General features: G+C 64.1%; 18 protein-coding genes. 11 read left to right on the forward strand and 7 right to left on the reverse strand.

Annotated features, from left to right (window positions below):
• Nucleotides 1–15: 15 nt before the first annotated feature.
• The 3 genes from K2W81_RS06950 to K2W81_RS06960 are packed head-to-tail and all read left to right on the forward strand — an operon-like array spanning nt 16 to nt 2186.
• Nucleotides 16–870, forward strand: coding sequence for a MoxR family ATPase (locus K2W81_RS06950; RefSeq protein ID WP_294102929.1), 855 nt, complete (start codon nt 16–18; stop codon nt 868–870).
• Nucleotides 867–1727 carry a DUF817 domain-containing protein gene (locus K2W81_RS06955; RefSeq protein ID WP_294102576.1) on the forward strand — a complete coding sequence of 287 codons (861 nt, stop codon included), beginning with the start codon at nt 867–869 and terminating at the stop codon, nt 1725–1727. Before K2W81_RS06950 ends, K2W81_RS06955 begins: the two co-directional genes overlap by 4 nt.
• Before the next feature lie 33 nt (nt 1728–1760).
• Nucleotides 1761–2186: a hypothetical protein gene (locus tag K2W81_RS06960; RefSeq protein ID WP_294102579.1), complete on the forward strand. Its 426-nt coding sequence runs from the start codon at nt 1761–1763 to the stop codon at nt 2184–2186.
• Nucleotides 2187–2190: 4 nt separating this feature from the next.
• Here K2W81_RS06960 and K2W81_RS06965 read toward each other — a convergent pair whose 3' ends face one another.
• The gene (locus K2W81_RS06965) at nt 2191–3024 is read right to left on the reverse strand and encodes a GDSL-type esterase/lipase family protein (RefSeq protein WP_294102580.1); all 834 of its coding nucleotides are present in this window, start codon (nt 3022–3024) and stop codon (nt 2191–2193) included.
• Nucleotides 3025–3174: 150 nt separating this feature from the next.
• Here K2W81_RS06965 and K2W81_RS06970 point away from each other — a divergent pair, with 150 nt between their 5' ends.
• Nucleotides 3175–3729 carry a CHAP domain-containing protein gene (locus K2W81_RS06970; protein ID WP_294102584.1) on the forward strand — a complete coding sequence of 185 codons (555 nt, stop codon included), beginning with the start codon at nt 3175–3177 and terminating at the stop codon, nt 3727–3729.
• A 7-nt stretch (nt 3730–3736) separates the two neighbouring features.
• Here the strand turns inward: K2W81_RS06970 and K2W81_RS06975 are convergent, their stop codons facing one another.
• Entirely contained in the window at nt 3737–5215 is a 1479-nt protein-coding gene (locus K2W81_RS06975) for a methyl-accepting chemotaxis protein (RefSeq protein WP_294102587.1), read from the reverse strand.
• A 135-nt stretch (nt 5216–5350) separates the two neighbouring features.
• Here K2W81_RS06975 and K2W81_RS06980 point away from each other — a divergent pair, with 135 nt between their 5' ends.
• From K2W81_RS06980 to K2W81_RS06990, 3 genes are all read left to right on the forward strand, one after another.
• A complete protein-coding gene (locus K2W81_RS06980; protein WP_294102589.1) occupies nt 5351–6529 on the forward strand; it encodes a VWA domain-containing protein in 1179 nt (392 codons plus the stop codon).
• A gap of 88 nt (nt 6530–6617) precedes the next feature.
• Nucleotides 6618–6746 (forward strand): hypothetical protein, encoded by a 129-nt coding sequence (locus K2W81_RS06985; protein ID WP_294102593.1) that lies wholly within the window; start codon nt 6618–6620, stop codon nt 6744–6746.
• A 225-nt stretch (nt 6747–6971) separates the two neighbouring features.
• Complete coding sequence (locus K2W81_RS06990) at nt 6972–7448, forward strand: hypothetical protein (RefSeq protein ID WP_294102599.1); 477 nt, start codon at nt 6972–6974, stop codon at nt 7446–7448.
• Nucleotides 7449–7455: 7 nt separating this feature from the next.
• Here the strand turns inward: K2W81_RS06990 and K2W81_RS06995 are convergent, their stop codons facing one another.
• Complete coding sequence (locus K2W81_RS06995; RefSeq protein WP_294102602.1) at nt 7456–8661, reverse strand: DUF1343 domain-containing protein; 1206 nt, start codon at nt 8659–8661, stop codon at nt 7456–7458.
• On the reverse strand, nt 8658–9206 hold the full coding sequence (locus K2W81_RS07000) for a DOMON-like domain-containing protein (protein WP_294102604.1): 549 nt from the start codon (nt 9204–9206) through the stop codon (nt 8658–8660). Before K2W81_RS07000 ends, K2W81_RS06995 begins: the two co-directional genes overlap by 4 nt.
• A 42-nt stretch (nt 9207–9248) precedes the next feature.
• Here K2W81_RS07000 and rimO point away from each other — a divergent pair, with 42 nt between their 5' ends.
• On the forward strand, nt 9249–10586 hold the full coding sequence (gene rimO / locus K2W81_RS07005; protein WP_294102606.1) for a 30S ribosomal protein S12 methylthiotransferase RimO: 1338 nt from the start codon (nt 9249–9251) through the stop codon (nt 10584–10586).
• 13 nt (nt 10587–10599) lie between these two features.
• On the opposite strand, the gene K2W81_RS07010 is transcribed toward rimO, so the two are convergent.
• Nucleotides 10600–11382 (reverse strand): ceramidase domain-containing protein, encoded by a 783-nt coding sequence (locus K2W81_RS07010; RefSeq protein ID WP_294102609.1) that lies wholly within the window; start codon nt 11380–11382, stop codon nt 10600–10602.
• 51 nt (nt 11383–11433) lie between these two features.
• The gene (locus K2W81_RS07015) at nt 11434–12660 is read right to left on the reverse strand and encodes a Coenzyme F420 hydrogenase/dehydrogenase, beta subunit C-terminal domain (protein ID WP_294102611.1); all 1227 of its coding nucleotides are present in this window, start codon (nt 12658–12660) and stop codon (nt 11434–11436) included.
• A 129-nt stretch (nt 12661–12789) separates the two neighbouring features.
• Between K2W81_RS07015 and K2W81_RS07020 the strand changes: the two genes are divergently transcribed.
• The 3 genes from K2W81_RS07020 to K2W81_RS07030 all read left to right on the forward strand — a co-directional run bounded on the left by K2W81_RS07020 (nt 12790) and on the right by K2W81_RS07030 (nt 21625).
• Nucleotides 12790–14190 (forward strand): serine hydrolase, encoded by a 1401-nt coding sequence (locus K2W81_RS07020; RefSeq protein ID WP_294102613.1) that lies wholly within the window; start codon nt 12790–12792, stop codon nt 14188–14190.
• On the forward strand, nt 14187–15569 hold the full coding sequence (locus tag K2W81_RS07025; RefSeq protein ID WP_294102615.1) for a M17 family metallopeptidase: 1383 nt from the start codon (nt 14187–14189) through the stop codon (nt 15567–15569). Before K2W81_RS07020 ends, K2W81_RS07025 begins: the two co-directional genes overlap by 4 nt.
• Before the next feature lie 164 nt (nt 15570–15733).
• Entirely contained in the window at nt 15734–21625 is a 5892-nt protein-coding gene (locus K2W81_RS07030) for a cadherin-like domain-containing protein (RefSeq protein WP_294102618.1), read from the forward strand.
• Between the two features lie 32 nt (nt 21626–21657).
• Here K2W81_RS07030 and K2W81_RS07035 read toward each other — a convergent pair whose 3' ends face one another.
• Nucleotides 21658–22239, reverse strand: a complete 582-nt coding sequence (locus K2W81_RS07035; RefSeq protein WP_294102620.1) for a TetR/AcrR family transcriptional regulator — start codon at nt 22237–22239, stop codon at nt 21658–21660.
• Between the last annotated feature and the right edge of the window lie 10 nt (nt 22240–22249).

Raw genomic sequence — 22249 nt, forward strand, 5'->3', positions numbered from 1 at the left:
AAAACGGGGATGGCCATGAAGCGCTTTGAAGGTACCGCCAGCTATGTCGCGACCGACGATCTGAAAGTCGCGGTCAACGCCGCCGTCACGCTGCGCCGTCCGCTGCTGGTGAAGGGCGAACCCGGCACCGGCAAGACCGTGCTCGCTTACGAAATCGCCAAGGCGGTCGATGCCGAGCTGATCGAATGGAACATCAAATCGACCACCAAGGCGCAGCAAGGCCTGTATGAATATGACGCGGTCGCCCGCCTGCGCGACGGTCAGCTCGGCGACGAGCGGGTGCACGACATCGCCAACTACATTCGCAAGGGCAAGCTGTGGGAAGCCTTCACGCGGCCCAAGCCCCCGGTCCTGCTGATCGACGAAATCGACAAGGCCGACATCGAATTCCCCAACGATCTGCTCCAGGAGCTCGATCGCATGGAATTCCATGTCTATGAAACCAAGGAGACGGTACGCGCGGTCGAGCGGCCGATCGTCGTCATCACGTCAAACAACGAAAAGGAACTGCCCGACGCGTTCCTGCGCCGGTGTTTCTTCCACTATATCAAATTCCCCGATCGCGACACGATGCAGGCGATCATCGACGTCCACTTTCCCGGCATCCAGAAGATCCTGGTCAACCGCGCGATGGACATTTTCTATGACGTGCGCGACGTGCCGGGGCTGAAGAAAAAGCCGAGCACGAGCGAGCTGCTCGACTGGCTCAAGCTGCTGCTGCACGAGGACATGCCTTTGGAAGTCCTGCAGAACCGCGACCCCACCAAGGCGATTCCGCCGCTGCACGGTGCGCTGCTGAAGAACGAACAGGACGTCATGCTGTTCGAACGGCTCGCCTTCATGGCCAAGCGGCAACAGAATAAGGGGTGAGCGAGCCTTCGCGTGGCGCGACGCGGTTCGCCCGCGTTCGCGCCCGGCTCGAAGCAGCGCAGCCGACGCGCGGTTGGCAAGGGGCGCTCTACGAATTATGCCTGTTCGGATTCAAACAGGGTTGGGCGTGCTTGTTCGGCGGGTTGATGCTCGCGCTGCTGATGGGTACCTTCCTGTTTTACCCGAAGGACATGCCGCTCGCGCGTTATGATTTCCTGACGCTTGCCGCGCTCGCGATCCAAATCGGCATGCTCTGGTTGCGGCTCGAATCGATCGGCGAAGCCAAGGTGATCCTAGCCTTCCACGTGATCGGCACGGTGATGGAATTGTTCAAGACCAGCGCGGGGTCGTGGATCTACCCCGAGCCGGGGCTGCTCAAGATCGGCGCGGTGCCGCTCTTCTCAGGCTTCATGTACGCCGCCGTCGGCAGCTATATCGCGCGGGTGTGGCGGATTTTCCGCTTCCGCTACACGCGCTACCCGCCGCGTTGGGTGAGTTATGCGCTGGCGGTTGCGATCTACGTCAATTTCTTCGCGCATCATTGGCTGCCCGATATCCGGCTTGCGCTGTTCGTCGCGACCGGGCTGCTGTTCTGGCGCACGCGGGTCTATTTCACGCCATTCCGGACGCCGCGCTGGATGCCGCTGTTGCTCGGCTGGTTCCTGGTGGCAATGTTCATCTGGTTTGCCGAGAATTTGGGCACGCTGTCGCACGCATGGCTTTACCCGGCGCAGCGCGATGGCTGGACCTTGGTGTCGCCCGAAAAGCTCGGCGCCTGGTATCTGCTGATGATCATATCGTTCGTGCTCGTCGCCGCGCTCCACGGTCGCGACGAAAGCGATGGCGCGGCGCGATAGCCGAGCTATGCTGCGATGCTTGAGGAGAAAGCGATGCTGACCTTGGTGGTAACGGTGCTGGCGGTGATGGCGATGCTCGAGCGGTGGCGCGACCTGCCTGCGGTCCGGCCACTGCGACGCCTGCTGATCGACAAGCCCGCCGCGTGGCTCAACACCCTCACCCGCAGGCATCTGATCTTTGCCACGCTGATGCTGGTGATCGTCATCACCGGCGGGGAAATGCTCGCGGCGCTTGGCCCGCTCGATATGTCGCTGATCCTGCTGTGGGACGTGTCGGCGTTCATCGATGTGGCGGTTGCGGTGACGACACTCGCCGCCAGTGCGCGCATCACGCGTGGCTGGAACCTGCTTGCGCCGTGGCGACCGATCCGCACCAGCCGCCCCCGAGCCCGCCGCCGCCCGACCGCGCGCAAGCCCGGGAACGACGACGACGCCCATGGGTGGCTGCTCGCCGCGTGATCCCCTACCCCGGCTTGCGCGGATGCAGCGCCCGGTCCTGCGACAGCGCGCGCATCAGCCGGTCGCGCCAGCGGCGATAGCCCGCCTCGTTCGGGTGCAGGGCGTCGTTGAAATAGCTCTGGATCTGCGCGCCCTTGGCGTCGACAAAGGCGGGATAGAGATCGAGGAAACGGACAAAGCCCGCATAGGGCGGGCGCGCGATAATGTCGGCGAGGCGTTCGTTGATCGGCCGCACAATATCGCGGTTGCGCGCCTCTTCGTTGCTCGGCAGCAGCGATTGCAGCACGATCCGCGCACCGGGCTTGCGCGCGTGGACCGCGTCGACAATCGCCATCACGCCGGCAAAGATGCTGTCGGCGGCGGGCTGCTCGGCGCCATAGCTGTTGTTGATGCCGGCCATGATGATCACATAATCAGGATCGAGTGCGGGTGCGTCGAGCTCGCCCAGCCCGCCCGATACTTTGGGCAGCAGCCGGTGGAGGATATGTTCGGTGCGATCGCCCGAAATGCCGATGTTGAGCGCCTTATAGGCGGGATCGGCACCGCTGAAGCTTTCGTCCCACACCGCGCGACCATTGCGCTGGCCCGCCACCCACGGATTGTCGCCGAGCAGCCAGAAATCGGTGATCGAATCGCCGATGAACACGAGCCGGTAGCTGGGCAGTGCCGCTTGGTCTTCGAGCGCTTTGGCAATCGCGATCTGGCGCTCCTGCCAATAATCCATCCGGGCGATCGGCTGCGTGGCCTTGAAGTCGCGGCCCGTTGCCGTCCCCGCGAGCATCGTCGCGGCGAGCAGCGCAAAGCCAAGCCGCCACGGTAAAGTTGATCGCCCTTGCATCGCATGCCCCTATTTTGGCCCTCACCTCAGGACATCGGCCAGCGGCGGTGCGCTGGCAAGGGCTGCCCGCTCCCGCCGCGCGCAAATAAAAATCGCCGTTAACCACATCGGCCAACGCTTCGGCGACGGGATCGAGTGCAGGTAGCACTGATGCGTTTTCCTGTGCCGATTCTTGCTCTGTGTGCGCTGCTGATGGCAGCACCCGGATCGGCGTCGCTGCTCGATTATGTCGGCGAATGCGTCCCCTTTGCGCGCGCCGCGTCGGGCATCCAGATCTACGGCGATGCGTGGACGTGGTGGAACCAGGCCCAAGGGCGCTATGCCCGTGGCACCAGGCCAAACCTCGGCAGCGTCATTGTCTTTGCGCGGTCATCGCGGCTTCAGCGCGGCCATGTCGCGGTCGTCAGCCGTATCGTTGACCGGCGCGTGCTGATGATCACGCACGCCAATTGGTCGCGCCAGAATGGCGCGCGCGGGCATGTCGAACAGGATGTGACGCTCACCGATGTGTCGCCCGACAATGACTGGAGCGAAGTGAAGGTCTGGTTCCGCGACACGACGGGGCTCGGGACCACCATCTATCCGGTCTATGGTTTCATCTATGGCAAACCCGTCACGGCACAGCTTGCCCCGGCGCGCCCGGCGCGTGAACTGACCGGCGCCAAGCCCGATTATGTCGGTGCGTTGATCGACGCCTATCGCTGACGCGCGCTCAGGCGGCCTGGACGGCCGGGCCGCGCATCATGGCAAGGCTGGCCTCGAGCGCGTCCTGCGAGATTGATTGCGCGGTCGCGGTTAGCGTGTCGACGTAAGCGAGCTCGTAATTGCCCCAGCGCCGCCCGTTGAACCACAGCGGCACGAACACAGTCTTGAGCGGCAGAAACGCGTCATGTCCCAGCGCCATGCAATAGCAGCTCAGCATCGCGGGCGCTTCGCTGGCAACGGCGCGGCCGGTGGAATCGTCGAGCCCCATTTGGCGACGATTGCGTGACCAGGTGTTGTTCCACTCGGCATCGCGCCCCTGCGGCTGCGAGCGCAGCGTCAAATGGGTGGGCAGGTAGCCGTCGACATTGCTGATCACCGAGCCAATTGACTTGTCGATCTCGCGCGTGACCCGGTCGAGGATGGGCCGGATATGCCGGTCGGCAAAATCGCAGAAGCCGACATTGTGTTGTAGCGGATTGGTGCCGGGAACCGGACAGTAATCGGTGTCAAACACCTCGGCCATGCCGATCTCGCCGCGACGGATTCCCGCCTCGACGACGTCCATGATCTCGCGTGCGACCCCTTTGGCGCGTTCGATCAGCGGGCTGTCGTCGATCGTGATGCCCGAATGCGCGAGTTGATCGAGCATCAGGTTGCACGCGGTCTCCAACCCCTCCAGCCGACCGCGCGCTTTGCGCAGCGCGGCACCGTTTTTGCGCGTGGCCTGTGCCGATACTGCCAAGCCATGCTGGGCAGCGGCGATGCTGCGCTGCATCTGCGCGCTGCTCACAGCGATGTCATCGGTCTGCACGTCGACGCGGGCGACGATCGTGCCGAGATCAGCGACGGTGGCCTTGATCGCGCCGAAGCGCTCGGCCGCCGCGCGCCCCTTCGCGGCGCCATCGGTCACTTCGCGGGTAAAAGCATTGGCTTCTTCGGCCAGGGCAGCGACCGTCCGGTCAATCCGCTGGGTCGCATCGCGTGTGTGCTGCGCCAAGCGTTTGACTTCGGTCGCGACCACGGCGAACGCGCTACCCTGCCCGCCCGCACGCGCTGCCTCGATCGCGGCGTTGAGCGCAAGCATGTTGGTTTGCTGCGCGATCCCGCCGATCAGCTGCGACACTTGCTGCACCTGATCGAGCGCCTCCGCCATCCGCGCCACGCGCGTGCTGAGCTGGACAATCCGGTCGGAAACCTCGCTGAAATTGCCAATCGAGTCGACGATCGCCGCCGTCCCCTGCGTCAACTGCGTCTTGGCCCGATCGGTCAGCGCGCGCGCCTCGGCAATGGCAGCGGCAACGCTTGCCTGATCATTGGCGAGCGCGTCGGCGACGGCGTCGAACCCGTCGAGATCGGCTATTGTGCGGTCAATCTGGTCAGACGCAAGCGTGACATGGCCGCCAACGTCGGCGCATTCCATCACCAGCGTGCCGCACTGGCGTGCGACATCGACGATGATGGCTTCGATCTTTGCTGTCTGATCCATCCGCCCCGATTTCCCCGAGTCCGAGCAATAATCCGACAAGGTAAATGCACCTTTAAGGCGGTGTGGCGGGGGGACCCACACTGGGTGGGCGCCAGCGCCATTGCGTCGCGGCGTGCGCGCGGGCATGATTGCGACATGTTTCTCAACTTCCTCGACGAGCTGCGCAGCGCCGGCATCCCCGCGAGCCTGAAGGAGCATCTGCTGCTGCTCGAAGCGCTCGACGCCGAAGTGATCGATCGCACGCCCGAGGATTTTTATTACCTCTCGCGCGCGGTCTATGTGAAGGACGAGGGGCTGCTCGATAAATTCGACCAGGTCTTTGCCAAGGTGTTTCGCGGCATCGCCACGACCTATGCGACCGAAGGCGCCGAAATCCCCGAGGACTGGCTGCGCGCGGTCGCCGAGAAATATCTGAGCGCCGAGGAAATGGAAGCGATCAAGTCGCTTGGCTCGTGGGACGAGATCATGGCGACGCTGAAGGAGCGGCTCGCCGAGCAAAAGGGTCGCCACGAAGGCGGCAATAAATGGGTCGGCACCAAGGGCACCTCGCCCTATGGCAATTCGGGCTATAATCCCGAAGGCGTGCGCATCGGCGGCGAAAGCAAGCACAAGCGCGCGCTGAAAGTGTGGGACCAGCGCGAGTTCCGCAATCTCGACAACACTCGCGAGCTTGGGACGCGCAACATCAAGATCGCGCTGCGCCGCTTGCGCCGGTTCGCGCGCGAAGGCGCTGCCGACGAGCTCGACATTGACGCGACGATCGACGGTACCGCGCGGCAGGGCTGGCTCGACGTCGTGATGCGGCCCGAGCGGCACAATGCGGTAAAGCTGCTGCTGTTCCTCGACGTCGGCGGTTCGATGGACCCTTGGGTCAAGCTGTGCGAGGAGCTGTTTTCGGCGGCGACGACCGAGTTCAAGAACCTCGAATTCTTCTACTTCCACAATTGCCCTTATGAAGGCGTGTGGAAGGACAATCGGCGGCGCTTTTCCGAACGCACGCCGATGTGGGATGTGCTCCATAAATATGGCCATGATTACAAGCTGGTGATCGTCGGCGATGCGTCGATGAGTCCCTATGAAATCACCCACCCCGGCGGCTCGGTCGAGCATTTCAACGAGGAATCGGGCGCGGTCTGGCTGCACCGGTTGGCGACGACCTATCCGGCGACGGTGTGGCTCAACCCGATCCCGAGCGAGCAATGGGGCTATTCGCAGTCGATCCGCATCATCCGCGAGTTGGTGAACGACCGCATGTACCCGCTGACGCTGGCGGGCCTCGACGAGGGGATGCGGGAGCTGACGCGGAAACGGTGATGCGGGCGCCGACAGTTTGATCGACGTCAATGCCGCCCGCCGCTGAAGGGGCGATGGTCGCTTCGATCCTGTTGATCGGAGAAACGCCATGACCCTGTTGTTCGACGAACCCTTTCTCGCGCTTGCGCTGCTGGCGATGACGACCTTTGCGCTCGTGCTTGGCTATGTCAGCCTGACCGACCGCGATCCGGTTGAGCGTGACGGCACGATCGCTTAGCCGCGACCTCGCTTCGTCGCACGCCCGATTCGCTTTGCCGCAAACACGCTTCCCTTACGATTTCCGGGAGTCGTGCCTTGTGCGATAGGCCGGGCCACGGATTTGGGAGACGTCGGCACCGCAGCAACATCGGGGGACAGCATGAAGCAGGCACGCACGCGTCAACGCCATTCGCATCGTGATCGGAACGCCTCGGACGTCGGTCATGCGCCGCAACGCCCGCCGGTGACCCCGCCGCGATCGACTGAACGCAGTGCAATACCGCTGCCCGATGTCGATGAACCGCTGGTCGAATGCGGGCCGCTCAGCCGCCAGAGCCGCCGTCAGGAGCGTCGGGCACAGGCCAAGGCCGCGCGTCGGCGGGGGGCGCCGGTGTCGTTGGCGGCGCTCGTGCCGACCGAAACGGCAGTGGTTGCGGCCGTCGCGCCGGTGGCCGACGCCATCGCCCCGCTTGCTGCGCCCATCGCCGAACGCGCCGAGCAGGCTGCGCCCGATCCCGCGATGACGCCGCTGCCGCGCCACATGGCGCTCGCCAAGCCGCGCAGTCGGACGATGATCATTCTCGACCGACTGTTTCGCGGACCCTTCCGCCGCCGCCCGATTGAGGCGCTGCCGCCGGTCGACCAGCTGCGGATGCTGCGCGATGATCTCGCGAGTGTGCAGACGACGATCGACCGGCTGCTCGCCAACGCGGCGGTGTGACCAGCGCTCACGCCTCCGGATAGCGCAGGAAGCGGCGTCGGACCTGCGCCCAAGCGGCTTCGCCGGGGCTGGCCATCGCGTCCAGATCGACCGGCGTCATTGCCCCGTCATCGACCCACTCGCGCAAGCCCGTGCCGCCGTTGATGACGTCGATCGCCAGCTTGCCGAATTCATATTCGTAAGGGAAATCGCGCCACAGGTCGTAATCGGGCCGCAGGCGGCGGATCGCCTTGAAGGCGAGCGCCTGCACGCGCCAAGGCCGGAACGCCGCGTGGTCGTATCCCGGCCCCTCGGCGTGGATATGGACGCCGTTGCACAGCTGGCCGACATGCTTGTGGAAGGTCGGCTGGAACCAGATGTCGCGCAGCGTGCAGCCCGCGAGCCACTCGGGCGCCAATCGCTGCATCTCGGCGATGATCGCCGCTGCATCGAGATCGGGGGCGCCGAAGATTTCGAGCGGGCGGGTCGTCCCGCGCCCTTCGGACAAGGTCGTGCCTTCGAGCATCACCGTGCCGGGATAGGCGCGCGCCATGTTGACGTTGGGGGCATTGGGGCTGGGGTTGATCCAGACGCGGTCGGCGGGCCAGCCGAAGCCGGGCGCGGCATCGGGCGCCCAGCCCTCCATCTCGATCACGCGGTAGTCGACGTCGAGCTTGTAGTGATCGATGAACCAGTGGCCGATCTCGCCGAGCGTCATCCCATGGCGCATCGGCATCGGCCCTGCACCGACGAAGCTCTCCCAGCCGCGCAGCAAGGTCAGCCCTTCGATCGGGCGGCCGGCAGGATTGGGGCGGTCGAGCACCCACACCGACTTGCCATGCGCGGCAGCGGCTTCGAGCACGTAGAGCAAGGTCGTGATGAAGGTGTAGATGCGCGTGCCGAGGTCTTGCAGGTCGACGAGGATCACGTCGAACGTGTGCATCGACTGGCCCGTCGGGCGGCGGACTTCGCCGTAGAGGCTGAAGACGGGAATATTGTAGCGCGGATCGGTGAAGTCGGGCGACTCCATCATGTTATCCTGCAAGTCGCCGCGCACGCCATGCTGCGGCCCGAACATCGCCGAGACGTTGAGACCACAGGCGACGAGCGCGTCGAGCGAATGCGTCAGGTTCTCGGTCACCGAAGCGGGATGCGCGAGGAGGGCGACGCGTTTGCCTTCGAGCGGCTTACGCAAGGCGGGGTCGGCGAGCAGGCGATCGATACCGAAGTTCATATGGCGTCAGGTGCCGGGAGGGTCGCGATAAAGCAATCCCGGTTATGGAAATCGGGGTTGCCCAGCCCATGGCTGAGCGCGAAATAATTCTTCGCGCCGTCGAGCGTTTCGATCACCGCGCTCAACCCCAATTGCCAGGCCGCATCCACGGGCAAATCGGGCACGCGCCAGCGCGTCATCAGCGTGGTGTCGAAGCCGAACCAGATGAACGGTCGGAGCGGTGCAGCTTCAGCCCGGCGCATCCCGGCACGATAATCGTCGAAGCGATAGGCAGCCCAGCGCTTCGACGACGCCATGTTGAGCTCGACATAAGCAGGATCGCCCGCCACCCCGACAAAGGCTTCGACGCAACTATGCTGCCAGAGGCCATCGCTGAATCCGGGCGGTAGCGAAATCGGCCAGCGCACCTCTTCGCGGCGGCCAAGCGTGCGGAAACTGATCGAGAGAATATCGTCGTGGCGGCGCACCAGCGCCATGATCTGATCGATCGCATCGCCCGGATTGCTGGGATGCGGCCGCAGCCGAAATGAGTGGGCTTGCGTCACTCTAGGAAATCGCGCGCCAGATCGCTATGTGCGCGGCATCCCATGGCAACTATTCTCCCCTCCCCGCCGAAGATCGGCATGGTCTCGCTTGGCTGTCCCAAGAATCTCGTCGACAGCGAACGCATCCTGACAAAGCTGCGCAGCGATGGCTATGCCTTGTCGGGCGATTATGCCGGCGCCGACGTCGTGCTGGTCAACACCTGCGGCTTTCTCGATTCGGCGAAGGAGGAGTCGCTGGAGGCGATCGGCGAAGCGCTGGCCGAAAATGGCCGCGTCATCGTCACCGGCTGCATGGGCAAGGAAGCGGAGATGATCCGCGCGAAATTCCCCAACGTGCTCGCGGTGACCGGCGCGCATCAGTATGAGGAAGTCGTCGGCGCGGTCCACGAAGCTGCGCCAATGCCACCGAGCGCGTTCCTCAATCTCGTCCCCGAAAGCGGGCTGAAGCTGACGCCGCGCCACTATAGCTATTTGAAGATCTCCGAAGGCTGCAACCACCGCTGCGCCTTTTGCATCATCCCGAGCTTGCGCGGCGATCTCGCCAGCCGCCGCCCCGATGCGATTCTGCGCGAGGCGGAGAAGCTGGTCGCGGCGGGCACGCGCGAGCTGCTGGTGATCAGCCAGGACACCTCGGCCTATGGTGTCGATATCCGGCATCAGCCCCGCGAATGGCACGGGCGCGAAGTACGCGCGCACATGACCGATCTGGCGCGCGAACTGGGGTCGCTCGGCGCGTGGGTGCGGCTGCACTATGTCTATCCCTATCCGCATGTCGATCAGGTGATCCCGCTGATGGCCGAGGGGTTGATCACGCCCTATCTCGACATTCCGTTCCAGCATGCGAGCGCCAAGGTGCTGAAGCTGATGAAGCGCCCGGCGAACGAGGCCAAGGTGCTCGAGCGTATCCGCAACTGGCGCAGCATTGCCCCCGACATCACGATCCGGTCGACCTTCGTCGTCGGCTTCCCCGGCGAGACCGAGGATGATTTCGCCTATCTGATGGACTGGCTGGAGGAAGCCCAGCTCGACCGCGTCGGCGCGTTCCGCTTCGAGCCGGTCGAAGGCGCGGCGGCGAATGCGCTGCCCGATCCGGTGCCCGAGGAAGTGAAGGAAGAACGCTACGCCCGGCTGATGGCGCTCACCGCGCGCATCTCGGCCGATAAGCTCGCCGCCAAGATCGGGCGGACGCTGCCGGTGATCATCGATCTGGTCGATGAAGAGACCGGCGGCGCGACGGGGCGCAGCGAGGCCGACGCGCCCGAGATCGACGGCGAAGTCCATCTGCGCGACGCGGGGCACCTCGCGCAGGGCGACATTGTCGATGTGGTCGTCGAGGATGCCGATGAGCACGATCTGTTCGGGGTGCCGGTCGCAGACTGACGTGCAGGTGCGATCAGGCGCGCCGTTCGCTCCGGTAGTAAAGAAAGCTCATCCCCAGCGCGACAGCACCCAGCAGGTGCCAGGCCGCATGGCCCTGAATCAGGCTTTGCGGCGCGCAAAGCGTGCCGGTCTGATCGAGGACCCACAGCCCAAAGCCAGCCGCCTGAACGATCATCCCCATCACGTAATAGCCAAGCACGACGCCCGGGCGCTGGCGCCGGGCGAAGCCAAGTTCGACGATGATCGCAGCGAGCAACACGACCGCGAACAGCCAACGACGAACCTCAGGCAGCGCGACCAAGACGCTGATCAAGCCTGCGCAGAGCAAAAGATACAGCGTGATCGCGGGCCGATCGGCCAGCCGCTGCCAGCGCGCGATCGCGCTGACCAACATGAAAGTGCCGATGAGGTACATCCCCATCACGTCGAAAAACTGGCCCCACAACGTCAGCGTCGCGTGCAGCAAGAGCGATCCCAGCCCGACAAGGATCGCGGTTACGCCAAACGCCTGCGCCGCGACGCCGGGCATTGCCGATTGCCAGCGCCGATCGCGCGCCATCGCAATGATCAGGAAGCCGACCAGCGCAAAGCCCATCGACGACCAGCTGTTCGCTGGCTGGACGACCAGCGCACCGACGCGGGGAAGTTCGCAAAAACAATGCGTTGCCGTGCAGGTCGCCTGCGGATACGCTTGCCAGTCAGGACCGAGCAGCGCGAGCGCGGCCAGCACCACGGCACCCGCGATGATCGTCAGCATTGCGGCGGTCAGCATATGCCGCACAGAAACTTCCGGCACTGATCCGCCCCCTTTTTTGTCGCCTAGACTCGATCCGCAATCGGTGCGCGATTATTCCTGAGGCCCTCGTTCCCCCGGCTCTGGCTTGATCCCATAGCGTTCGACCAGCTTCCACACATGGTCGGGGATCATCGACTTCATCCGGCGTGGATGGCTGCGGCGCAAGTGAAGTACGGTTTCGACCGCTTTCATCTCCAGCCGCGCGCGCGCGAATTCGAGGCCGCGGGGGCCGACGCGCGGCATTAGCCAGCCGAAGATGCGGCGCATCGGCTTGGGCATCCGCCGCAGTGGCAGACCGCCTGCCGCGAGTTCGGTATTGGTGATGAATCCCTTGACCGGTCCGGCCCGCTTGCCATGGCTTTCGAGCGGCGCGGTCTCAAGCTCATCGCCGAGCAAGCCGACCAGCTCCTCGCCGCGCTCATTGCGGACGACCAACCATTGCTGCCCCTGTCCCGCCATATAACCGACCGTCACATCGGCGAGGACATTGGTGTAATCGACGCAGGTCTTGCACGTCATCGGGAAGAAATCGGGGCGGAGATCAGCAAGCGGCAATTGCAGGAACGGAATCGCCTTTTGCCGTCCATCGGCGAAGCGCAGCTCGACATGATAATCGGCACGGAATTCGAGGTACGTGATCGTCTCGGGCGCGTCGGACAGCAGCGCGAGGAATTCGTGGAAATGCGCGGTTGTCGTGTTGTCCGAGCAGGGCGTGCCGATGACGTAGAGCCGATCGAACCCCAGCTCGGCTTCGATCCGGCGCAGCGCGTAGACTTGGCAAGGAATGCCGATCACCGCGATCCGCTTGTGCCCCGCCGCGCGCGCGGGTTCGAGCAGCGCGAGCAGCGGCGCATAGCCCATCCGCATGCCGCGCACGCCCGCCATCCCCTCGGCCTTGGTAACCAGCACCGGCATGGGGCGCCACTTGTCCTCAGGGTCGGGCGCCATCGTCAGCACCGCATCGACCGCACCCGTCTCCAGCAGCCGCTCGCCGAGGCGACTGGTGATGCCGGTCCATTGCGCGCCTTTGCGTGGGCTCGGGAGCCGAGCTTTCACCATTCGGCGGAAGGGTCCGAAGAACAGCTCGTCGCCCTTGTCCGGATCGCGCGCGCGGCCATGGACGCGTGCTTCCATTGCCGGATAGTCCGGCTTGATGAACTGGCAGGCGGTGCCGCAGCGCTTGGGCTCGCTGCTGCGCGAAATGCCGCAATCGGTGCACAGGTCGCGCGGCGCGGCGGGACCGATCATCGGTGCGGTAACGCTTGTCGTATCGGTCATGCCATCCCCTTGCCTCGTGCGGTTTATGGGCAAGGCCGACCCGGCGGGTAAAGCAAATTCACGCCCCACTGGCGCGCGCCGCGCGAGCGGCTATGCTCGCCGCCTGGTCTCCGATTTTCGAGGATATTGATGAAGCGCCTCCTGACCATCGTCTCGACCCTTGCTCTCATGCTCGCCCCAGCCGCGCTCCACGCGCAAGCGATCACGCCGGACGAAGCCGCGCAGATCGACAAGATCGTCACCACCAGCCTTGCGCGCACCGGCGTGCCTTCCGCGTCGGTCGCGATCGTGCGCGGCGGGGAGATCGTGTTCACCAAGGCGTGGGGCAAGCAATCGGAGACGCGCAAGGTCGCCAGTGCCGACCTGCCCTATCAGATCGCGTCGGTTTCGAAGCAATTCACGGCGGCGGCGCTGTTGCTGCTCGAGGATGACGGCAAGCTCAGTCTTGACGACAAGGTGTCGAAATATCTCCCCGGCATTTCGGGCGGCGACAAGATCGCGCTGCGCCAGTTGCTGAGCCACACGTCAGGACTGCAGGATTATTGGCCGCAGGATTACAGCTTCGCCGACATGGCCAAGCCGACGACACCGCAGGGCATTGTCGATCGCTGGGCGAAAAAGCCGCTCGATTTCGAACCCGGCACGCAGTGGCAATATTCGAACACCGGCTATGTCGTGGCAGGCATGATCATCGAAAAAGTCGCGGGCATGCCGCTGATCGACTTCCTCGATGCACGCATTTTCAAGCCGCTGGGGATGAAAGCAATCGATCAGGACAAGGCGATCGGGCCGAATTATCCACAAGGCTATCAGCGGTTCGCGCTTGGCCCGGTGCGCGTCGAGAAGCCAGCCGCACCCGGCTGGCTTTATGCGGCGGGCGAATTGTCGATGACTGCGCGCGATCTGGCGAAATGGGATATTGCGCGGATGAACCGCAGCCTGCTGCCCGCCGATGATTGGGCGGCGCAGGAAACGCCGGTCAAGCTCACCGACGGCAGCACCAACGGCTATGGCCTGGGCGTCGGCACCGGCAATGCCAACGGCCTGCGCTATGTCGAGCATTCGGGCGAAGCGGTCGGTTTCCTGTCCGAAAACATCGTCTTCCCCGATCAGAAGGCAGCGGTGGTCGTGTTCGTCAACGCTGACTTCTCCGATGCCTTCACCAACATCGCGCAACAGATCACCAAGCTCGTGGTGCCCCCACAGGCCCCGAGCGTTGATGCCGCGACGACGGTGGCGGCGCGCAAGCTGTACGACCAGCTCCGCACCGGCGCGCTCGACCGCAAGTTATTGACTGACAATGCCAATTATTATTTCACGGCCACCGCGCTCGGCGATTACAAAGCCAGCCTCGCCCCACTCGGTGCGCCCAAATCGTTCGAATTGGTGCGCAAACCCCGGCTGCGCGGTGGCTTCGTCAATCGCAATTACAAGGTCACCTATGCGACCCGGACGCTCGACATCATCACTTATAGCGAGCCCGACGCACCGGAGCGGTTCGAGCAATTTCTGGTGATGCCCGCCGAATGACCGACTTTGCCGCCCTCCTCCAGCCCGATCGCGGCCAGCCTGCACGCGCGATCGATGTCGTCCATCCCGATCGCTTTGCCGACTGGCTGAGCGCCCAGCCGCCGCGCGTCCGCACGCTGCTCGCGGCGCAGAAAATCAACGGCAAGGCGGGCAATCGCGCAATCCTGCCCGGCGACGCGCCCGATGACTGGTCGGCATTGCTGGTATGCGACGAACCCGAAAGCTCACCGTGGCGGATCGCGTCGCAGGGGGAGATTCTGCCCGAGGGGACCTATCGGTTGCGCGACGGCAACGTTGGGGCGGCGGGCCTCGGCTGGCTGCTCGCCCAGCACCGCTTCGACCGCTACCGGGCCAGCGAACCTGCGGGGGCGCGCGTGTTGCTGTCGAGCGACCCTGCGCGGATCGACGAAACAGTGCGACTGGCCGAAGCCACCGCCAAGGTGCGCGATCTCGTCAATATCGGCGCGTCGGACCTTGGCCCCGCTGAACTGGAAGCCGAAGCGGCGATGCTCGCAGATCGTTTCGCAGCGACGCTCACCGTTACGCGCGGCGATGCACTCGCGACCGGCTATCCGATGATCCATACCGTCGGCCAGGCCGCGAGCCGTGAGCGCGCGCCGCGTTTGATCGAGCTCGAATGGGGGAGCCCTGATCACCCGCGCGTCGCGATCATCGGCAAGGGCGTGTGCTTTGATTCGGGCGGGCTCGACATCAAGCCGTCATCGGGCATGCGGCTGATGAAAAAGGACATGGGCGGGGCAGCGCATGCGCTGGCGCTGGCCGGGCTGGTGATGGCGGCGGGGCTGAAGCTGCGGCTCCACCTGCTGATCCCGGCGGTGGAGAATGCGATTGCGGGCAATGCCTTTCGCCCCGGCGACGTGCTGCGCACCCGGCACGGCATGACGGTCGAGAACACCAATACCGATGCCGAGGGGCGGCTGATCCTCGGCGATGCGCTGACCAAGGCGGCCGAGGGCAACCCGAGCCTGATCCTCGATTTCGCAACGCTGACGGGTGCCGCGCGGGTGGCGCTTGGGGCCGATTTGCCCGCGACCTTTGCCAATGACGAAGCGCTCGCCGCCGATTTGCTCGCGGCCGGCACGGCGGTCCACGACCCCATGTGGCGGCTGCCGCTATGGGATGGCTATGACGAGATGCTCAAGTCCGACATTGCCGACATGGTGAATGCCCCCGATGGCGGCTTTGCCGGCGCGATCACGGCGGCGCTTTTCCTGCGCCGCTTCGTGCCCGCAGGCGTACCCTGGGCGCATCTTGACACCTTTGCGTGGCGCCCCGTCGCCAAGCCCGCGCGGCCCAAGGGTGGCGAGGCGCTGGGGCTGCGCGCGGTGTGGCAGGTGCTGAAGGCGCGCTACGCCTGACCAACAAAATCGTTTCAACTCGGGATGGTTGGCACCCGCCTCGCGCCGATCGTGGCAGCTTTTCAGACTAGGTTGTCTTCGCCAAATATGCGATTATCATCATTAATTAACGCTTGAGTCCAGCGACCGACCAAGCAGGATGAAATCGAGGGGGAAGCTTCGCCATGGCAGTCACGATCACCGGCACGCGCACGCAGCAGTTTGCACCGGGTGGCGATACCGATGGCGATGGCGTCTTCGATCCCGGCGAACTCGTCCGCGTTATCCTGCGCATCGTCAACAGCGGCACGACCGATGCGACCGGCGTCAGCGCGAGCGACCCCTTCAACGGCACGGTGCTGAACCCGGGCACGGTGCGGATCACCCCGATCGCGGTAAACGACGCCTTCAACATCACCGGCAACGTGCCGATCACGTTCACCGCCGCGCAATTGCTCGGCAATGATCTCGATCCACTGGGCAATACCGCCACGCTTCAGGTGACGGCAGTCAGCGGGGCGACCAACGGGTCGATCGTCAACAACGGCAACGGCACGTTCACCTTCACGCCCACGACCGGGCTCGACGTCGGTCAGAGCGCGAGCTTCCAGTATACGATCACCGATGCCGAAGGGCTGACCAACGTCACCGGCTTCAACGGTGTCGTCACGCTCAACATCACCGACGTCGTCTGGCATGTCGACAGTGCCTATGCGGGTGCCAATGGCGTTTCGGACGGGTCGTTCTTGCGGCCGTTCACCTCGCTGACCGAACTCAACGGCGTCACCGGCGACGGCACCACCAACGACGACGTTGATGCGGCGAACGAAGCGATCTTCATCAACAATCGCGGCACCAATTACGCGGCCGGGATCACGCTCGAAGCCGGGCAGCGGCTGTTCGGCGACGGTGCATCGGTGAGCGCGAACGGGACCGCACTCGGGGTGAGCGGAAGCAATTCGACGATCAATTTCAGCGGCAATGGCATTACGCTCGCCAGCAACAACACGATCAGCGGCATCAGTCTGAACGGTACGGCAGCAGGCGGCACCGGCATTACCGACAGCGGCGCGAGCGTCGGCACTTTGAACATCAGCGGCACGACCATTTCGGGCACCGGCCGCGCGCTGGCGATCCAGAATGGCGGCGCGCTCAACGCGGCATTCGATGCGCTTAGTTCAAACGGATCGAGCACTCAGGGCGTGATCATCACCGGAGGCGCAACCGGCACGCTGAGCGCGACCGGCGGCACGATCGGCAATGCGACCGGAAGCGGCTTCCAGATCGGGACATCCGGGGCAGCTGGCTCAGGTGGCAGCGTCGCGGTGACTTATGGCGGTACGATCGCCAATGCGACGGGCGCGGCAGTCGAGGTGCAGAACCATACGGCCAATGCGATCACTTTTTCCGGCAGCATCATTGACAGCGCCGGTGGCACCACCAGTCAGATCATCGTCAATGGCAACACCGGCGGGTCGGTGACCTTTAGCAACTCGCTTAACCTTCAGACGACATCGGCAGCAGCGGTAAACCTGACGAACAACACCGGCGCGACCATAAACTTCAACACATCGGGTAACGGCCTGGATATCGTGACGAGTGGCGGCCAGGGATTCGTCGCCACCGGCGGAGGCACCGTCAATGTTACCGGTGCGGGTAACACAGTCGCAAGTTTGTCCGGTACCGGCGTGAATTTGGCGAATACCACAATTGGCGGCAGCGGCGTTCGTTTCGACTCAGTAGCCACTACCGGGGCATCGAGCGGGATAATCCTGAACAATACTGGCTCTGGTGTCTTTACCGTGAGCGGAACGGGATCGGTCGCTAGCGGTGGAACTATCCTGAATTCAACGAGCAACGGAATCTCGCTGAACAATACGGGCCCGGTAAGTCTGACCAATATGGTGGTAACCGGCAGCGGCGCCGACGGGATCAACGGCACGACCGTCAACGGCCTGACGCTCTCTGGCGTGCGCGTTCTCAACAATGGCAACGCGGCAGGTGAGCGCGGCGTTTACATCAACGGTCTGAACGGCACCGCGACGATCACCGGATCGACCTTCAGCGGCAATGCCGATCATAACGTCAATCTGATCAACAACGCAGGCACGCTGAACCTGACGGTCACGACTTCGACCTTCAGCAATTCGAACAATGCGACCACCGGCAATGACGGCCTGCTGCTCGAATCGAACGGTACCGCCACGACGACCGCGAGCATCACCGGATCGACCTTCGACAACAACCGCGGCGATCACTTCCAGTTCGCAACCAACGGCACCGGCGGCGCGGGCGGATCGCAGAACAACCTGACCTTCAGCGGCAACACGCTGACGACCAGCAATGCGGCGAACATCCTCGGCGGTGGCGTCACGATCAGTCCGTCGGGCGGCGACGATCTGGTCGCGGCGATCAACAACAACACGATCACCGGCACGGTATCGGGCGCAGCGATCAACCTTGTCGGCGTGTCGACCGTCAGCGGCGGCAACATCCAGGCGACGATCCAGGGCAACACGATCGGCACCGCCGGTGTCGCCAATTCGGGCACCTCGGGCGGCGCCTTTGGCATCAATGCCGAAGTCAATGGCAACGGCATCGTCACCACGCTGATCAACAACAACATCGTGCGCGAAGTCAGCGGCAACTTCGGCATCGCCGCGACCGCCCGCGCCGGGACCGGCACCGGCGGCACGCTGAACGCGACGATCACCAACAACACCGTCACGGCGACGGCGACCGCAGGCCTGATCAACGGCATCAACGTGACGGCCGGTGTTTCGACTGGCGGCGACCGCGAGACGCTGAACGCGCAGATTTCTGGCAACACGATCAACGCCGGGTTGAGCACCAACATCCGCGTGCGCGCGCTGTCGAATACGACTGCGGGTGGCCTCGCGACCTTCAATCTGCGCGGCTACACCGGCGGCGCGACCGATACCGCCGCCGTCGGCACATATGTCAGCGGCCAGAATGGCGGGACAACCGCATCGGCGGCGACGCTCGCCAATAACACCGCGTCCTTCAACAACACCCCCGGCGGTGCCGCGCCGACGCTGCCGGGCACGCCCGCCTCGCCGCTGCTGGCGGTCGTCCAGCTACCGCAACCGGGCGCGGGTGACTTTGGTATTAGCAGCACGTCGAGCCCCCTGCCCTTTGGGCCGATCCAGATCGCGAGCGGCTCGATCGCCGATCGCTTCGGGCTGTTCGGCGATGGGCCGACCAATAATCATATCAGCGTCCAGATCGACGGTAATGGCAACATTATCGGCCAGACGCTCGACCCCAATGCCTTTGACGTGCCAGCCGATCCGGCCGCCGTCGCGGCGCCCGAGGCGGCCGCGCCGAGCGCACCGACCTCGTTCGACCTGACGCCGATCGTTGCGACCGAAACCGGCATTCTGACGCAGGCAGCGCTCGATGCAGTCGTCGCCGCCGCGATCGAACGCTGGGTCGCCGCTGGCGTGACCGACGCGCAGCTTGCGGCACTTCAAGCCGTGCGGTTCGACATCGCCGACCTGCCCGGTATCTATCTGGGCTCATCTTCGGCCAATGGCATTCAACTCGATAGCGATGGCGCAGGCTTTGGCTGGTTCATCGACGGGACGCCGGGCGACGATGTCGAATTCGGCGGCACCGGCACCGCATTGACCGGGCTGAACGGCATCGCTGCGACGCGGATCGATTTGCTGACGGTGGTGCTGCACGAACTCGGCCACGCGATCGGCCTCGAAGACACCTATCTGTCGACCAACAGCAGCAATCTGCTCTATGGCTATATCAACCCCGGCGAACGCCGCCTGCCCGCCGCAGGCCAGGCCAATGGCGCGGTACCCGGCAGCGTAACGGGCGAAGCCTTTGCGCTCGGCGCGACCGCGATCGGGACGCTCGCAGCGGGGCGTGCGGTAGAGATCATTTTCGACTCAACGATCAATGCGCTGACGAACCAGGTGATCACCAACCCGACTTCAGCGTCGGTTATCTCCGGGACAAACTTCGCGACGGTCAATTCAAACACCCAGACGCTGACGCTCGATACGCTGACGTTGGGCGGATCGGTGTTCATCGATACCAACCGCGATGGCATCCAGAATAATGGCGAAGTCGGCCCGAGCGGCGTCGCGCTAGCATTGTTTGCCGATACCAATGGCAATAACGTGTTTGATTTGGGGATCGACACTTCTATCACCACCTCAGCAACGGGCGCAAATGGTGTGTATAGCTTCGGCTCACTCGCACCAGGCAACTACATCGTGCGCGTCGAGAGCTCCGCGCTGACGGCTGGCGGTGCGCTCGTTGGCCGGGCGTCAACGATCAGCGGCGGCGACCCCGACAATAATATTGCAAATGACAGTAATGGCGGCCTGGTCACCCTGAATACCGTGACGAGCCAAGCGATTACGCTTGCTTACAATACCGAGCCGACCGCCGGCACCGGCAATGATACCAACAATACGCTAGGTTTTGGCTTCATTACGCCGAGCGTCGCCGGGCCAGATCTCGGCACGGTTTCGGAAAACACCACAACGGCTATCTCTATCCTCATCAACGACACCGATCCAGTGTTGGGCGCGCCGTCTATCAACCAGATCAACGGCGTGACGTTGACGGCAGGCCAGAGCACCACGCTCGCGTCGGGCGCGATTGTAACGCGCAATGCCGACAATACGCTGACCTATAATCCGAACGGCCAGTTCAACTATCTCGTCTCGGCGGCAACAGCAGCCGCGACGGGCGCGGTGAATGGCAGCGTGGTCGACACCTTCGGCTATACGCTCGTCGGTGGCGGCAGCGCGACCGTGAGTGTCACTGTGAATGGCGTCGACGGTCCCGGGGATCAACTGCGCGGCAATGCCGGCAACAACACGCTGACCGGCACCAACGGCGTCGACTTCTTCAACCTGTCGCAGGGCGGCAACGATACGGTATCGGGCGGCGCGAGCAACGACGCCTTTTATTTCGGCGCTGCCTTTGCGGCGGGCGACATCGTCGATGGCGGCACCGGCACCAATGATCAAGTCGGGCTGCAAGGCAATTATAGCTACAACTTTGCTGCCAATCAGCTGACCAATGTCGAAGTGATCGCGCTGCTGTCGAGCACCGTGAACACTTATGGCGGCGGCAGCGGCACACCGTACAACTACAGCCTTGTCATGAACGACGGAAACGTCGCGGCCGGTCAGGAGCTGGTGGTTTTTGCAGGCGGCCTCGCGGTCGGCGAGAATTTTCAGCTCAACGCCTCGTCCGAAACCGACGGCAGCTACCGAGTCTATGCTGGCCGGGGCGCTGACACGATCGCCACGGGCGCCGGCAATGACGGCATCTATTTCGGCCCGGCCGCTTTCGATCCGAATACCGATACGGTGAACGGCGGTGCTGGCACCAACGACCAAGTCGCGCTCGACGGCAATTATACCACGACGATATTTGGCGTGAATTTCCAGAACGTCGAAGTGCTCGCACTGCTGCGCGGTGTTACCGGCGATCTGGCCAACTATAATCTGACCTTTGTCGATGCCGTGGTCGGCGCGGGCCAGACCTTCACCGTGTTCGCGCTGCCCGTTGAGACCAATCTCACGCTCAATGCGTCGGCCGAAACGGACGGCAATTACATCATCACGGGCGGCCAAGCGAACGACACCATCACCACGGGCGCGGGCAATGACCGCATTTTCGGCGGCCTCGGCGCCGATGTGCTTACCGGTGGCGCAGGTGCCGATACGTTCCTTTATAATGGCGTCAGCGAATCAACCGGCGCGACGTTCGACCGGATCGTCGGCTTTGTGTCCGGACAAGACCGTTTCGATGTCACCAGCACGATCACCAGCATCGGCGCCACGGTGGGCGCTGGTAACCTGTCGACGGCAAGCTTCAATACCGATCTGGCAGCCGTGATCGGTGCGGGTCAGCTCGCCGTTGGCCAGGCCGTGTTGTTCACGGCGACCGGCGGCACCTTTGCCGGCAGCACCTTCCTGATCGTCGACGGGGACGGCGTTGCAGGCTATCAGGCGAACAGCGATTATGTGTTCCTGCTGTCGACGCCGCCTGCCTCGCTCACCGTGGCCGATTTTATCTGATGCAGCGGCGGCGCGGGGGGCGCCGCCAATGCTCAGGCCGTTATCGGCACTGCGACCAAGGCGGCACGCGCTTCCGCTAAGCCGGCGGCAAAGGCCGCGTCGTCGCCAGTTGCCCGCGCAATGATCAGCGCACCTTCTATCCGGCTCACGGCGGCCAAGGCGGCAGCGTGGGCGGTTGCTGGCTCCGCGCCGGTCGCGATCAAGGCATCGCAGACGGCATCGATCCATTCGCTCAGCGCGGAACCCAGTTCGGTGCGAACCGAATCGGGCGCGCCCGGCATCGTCATGGCGGCAATCAGGCAAGGCGCGCCACCCCCGCTGAACAACTGGTCGACGCCCGCAATCATCCGGTCGACGCGGGCCTCGCGGTCGCCCTCGGCAAGCGTCGGCGCGACGACATTGGCTTGCAGCCACGCGCGCGCACTGCGCGCAACGGCGAGCGCCATTTCGTCCTTGCCGCCGGGAAAGTGATGATAAAGGCTCGACCGGCCAAGCCCGGTACGCTGGGTTATGTCGCCGATCGAAACGCCTTCAAATCCGCGCGTCCGAAACAGATCATAGAGCGCATCCATCAAGGCATCGCGGGTGTTTTCGGATCGGGGCGACGTGGTCATGCGGCTGTTT

The sequence above is a fragment of the Sphingomonas sp. genome, from assembly GCF_019749955.1.
GTDB lineage: Bacteria > Pseudomonadota > Alphaproteobacteria > Sphingomonadales > Sphingomonadaceae > Sphingomonas.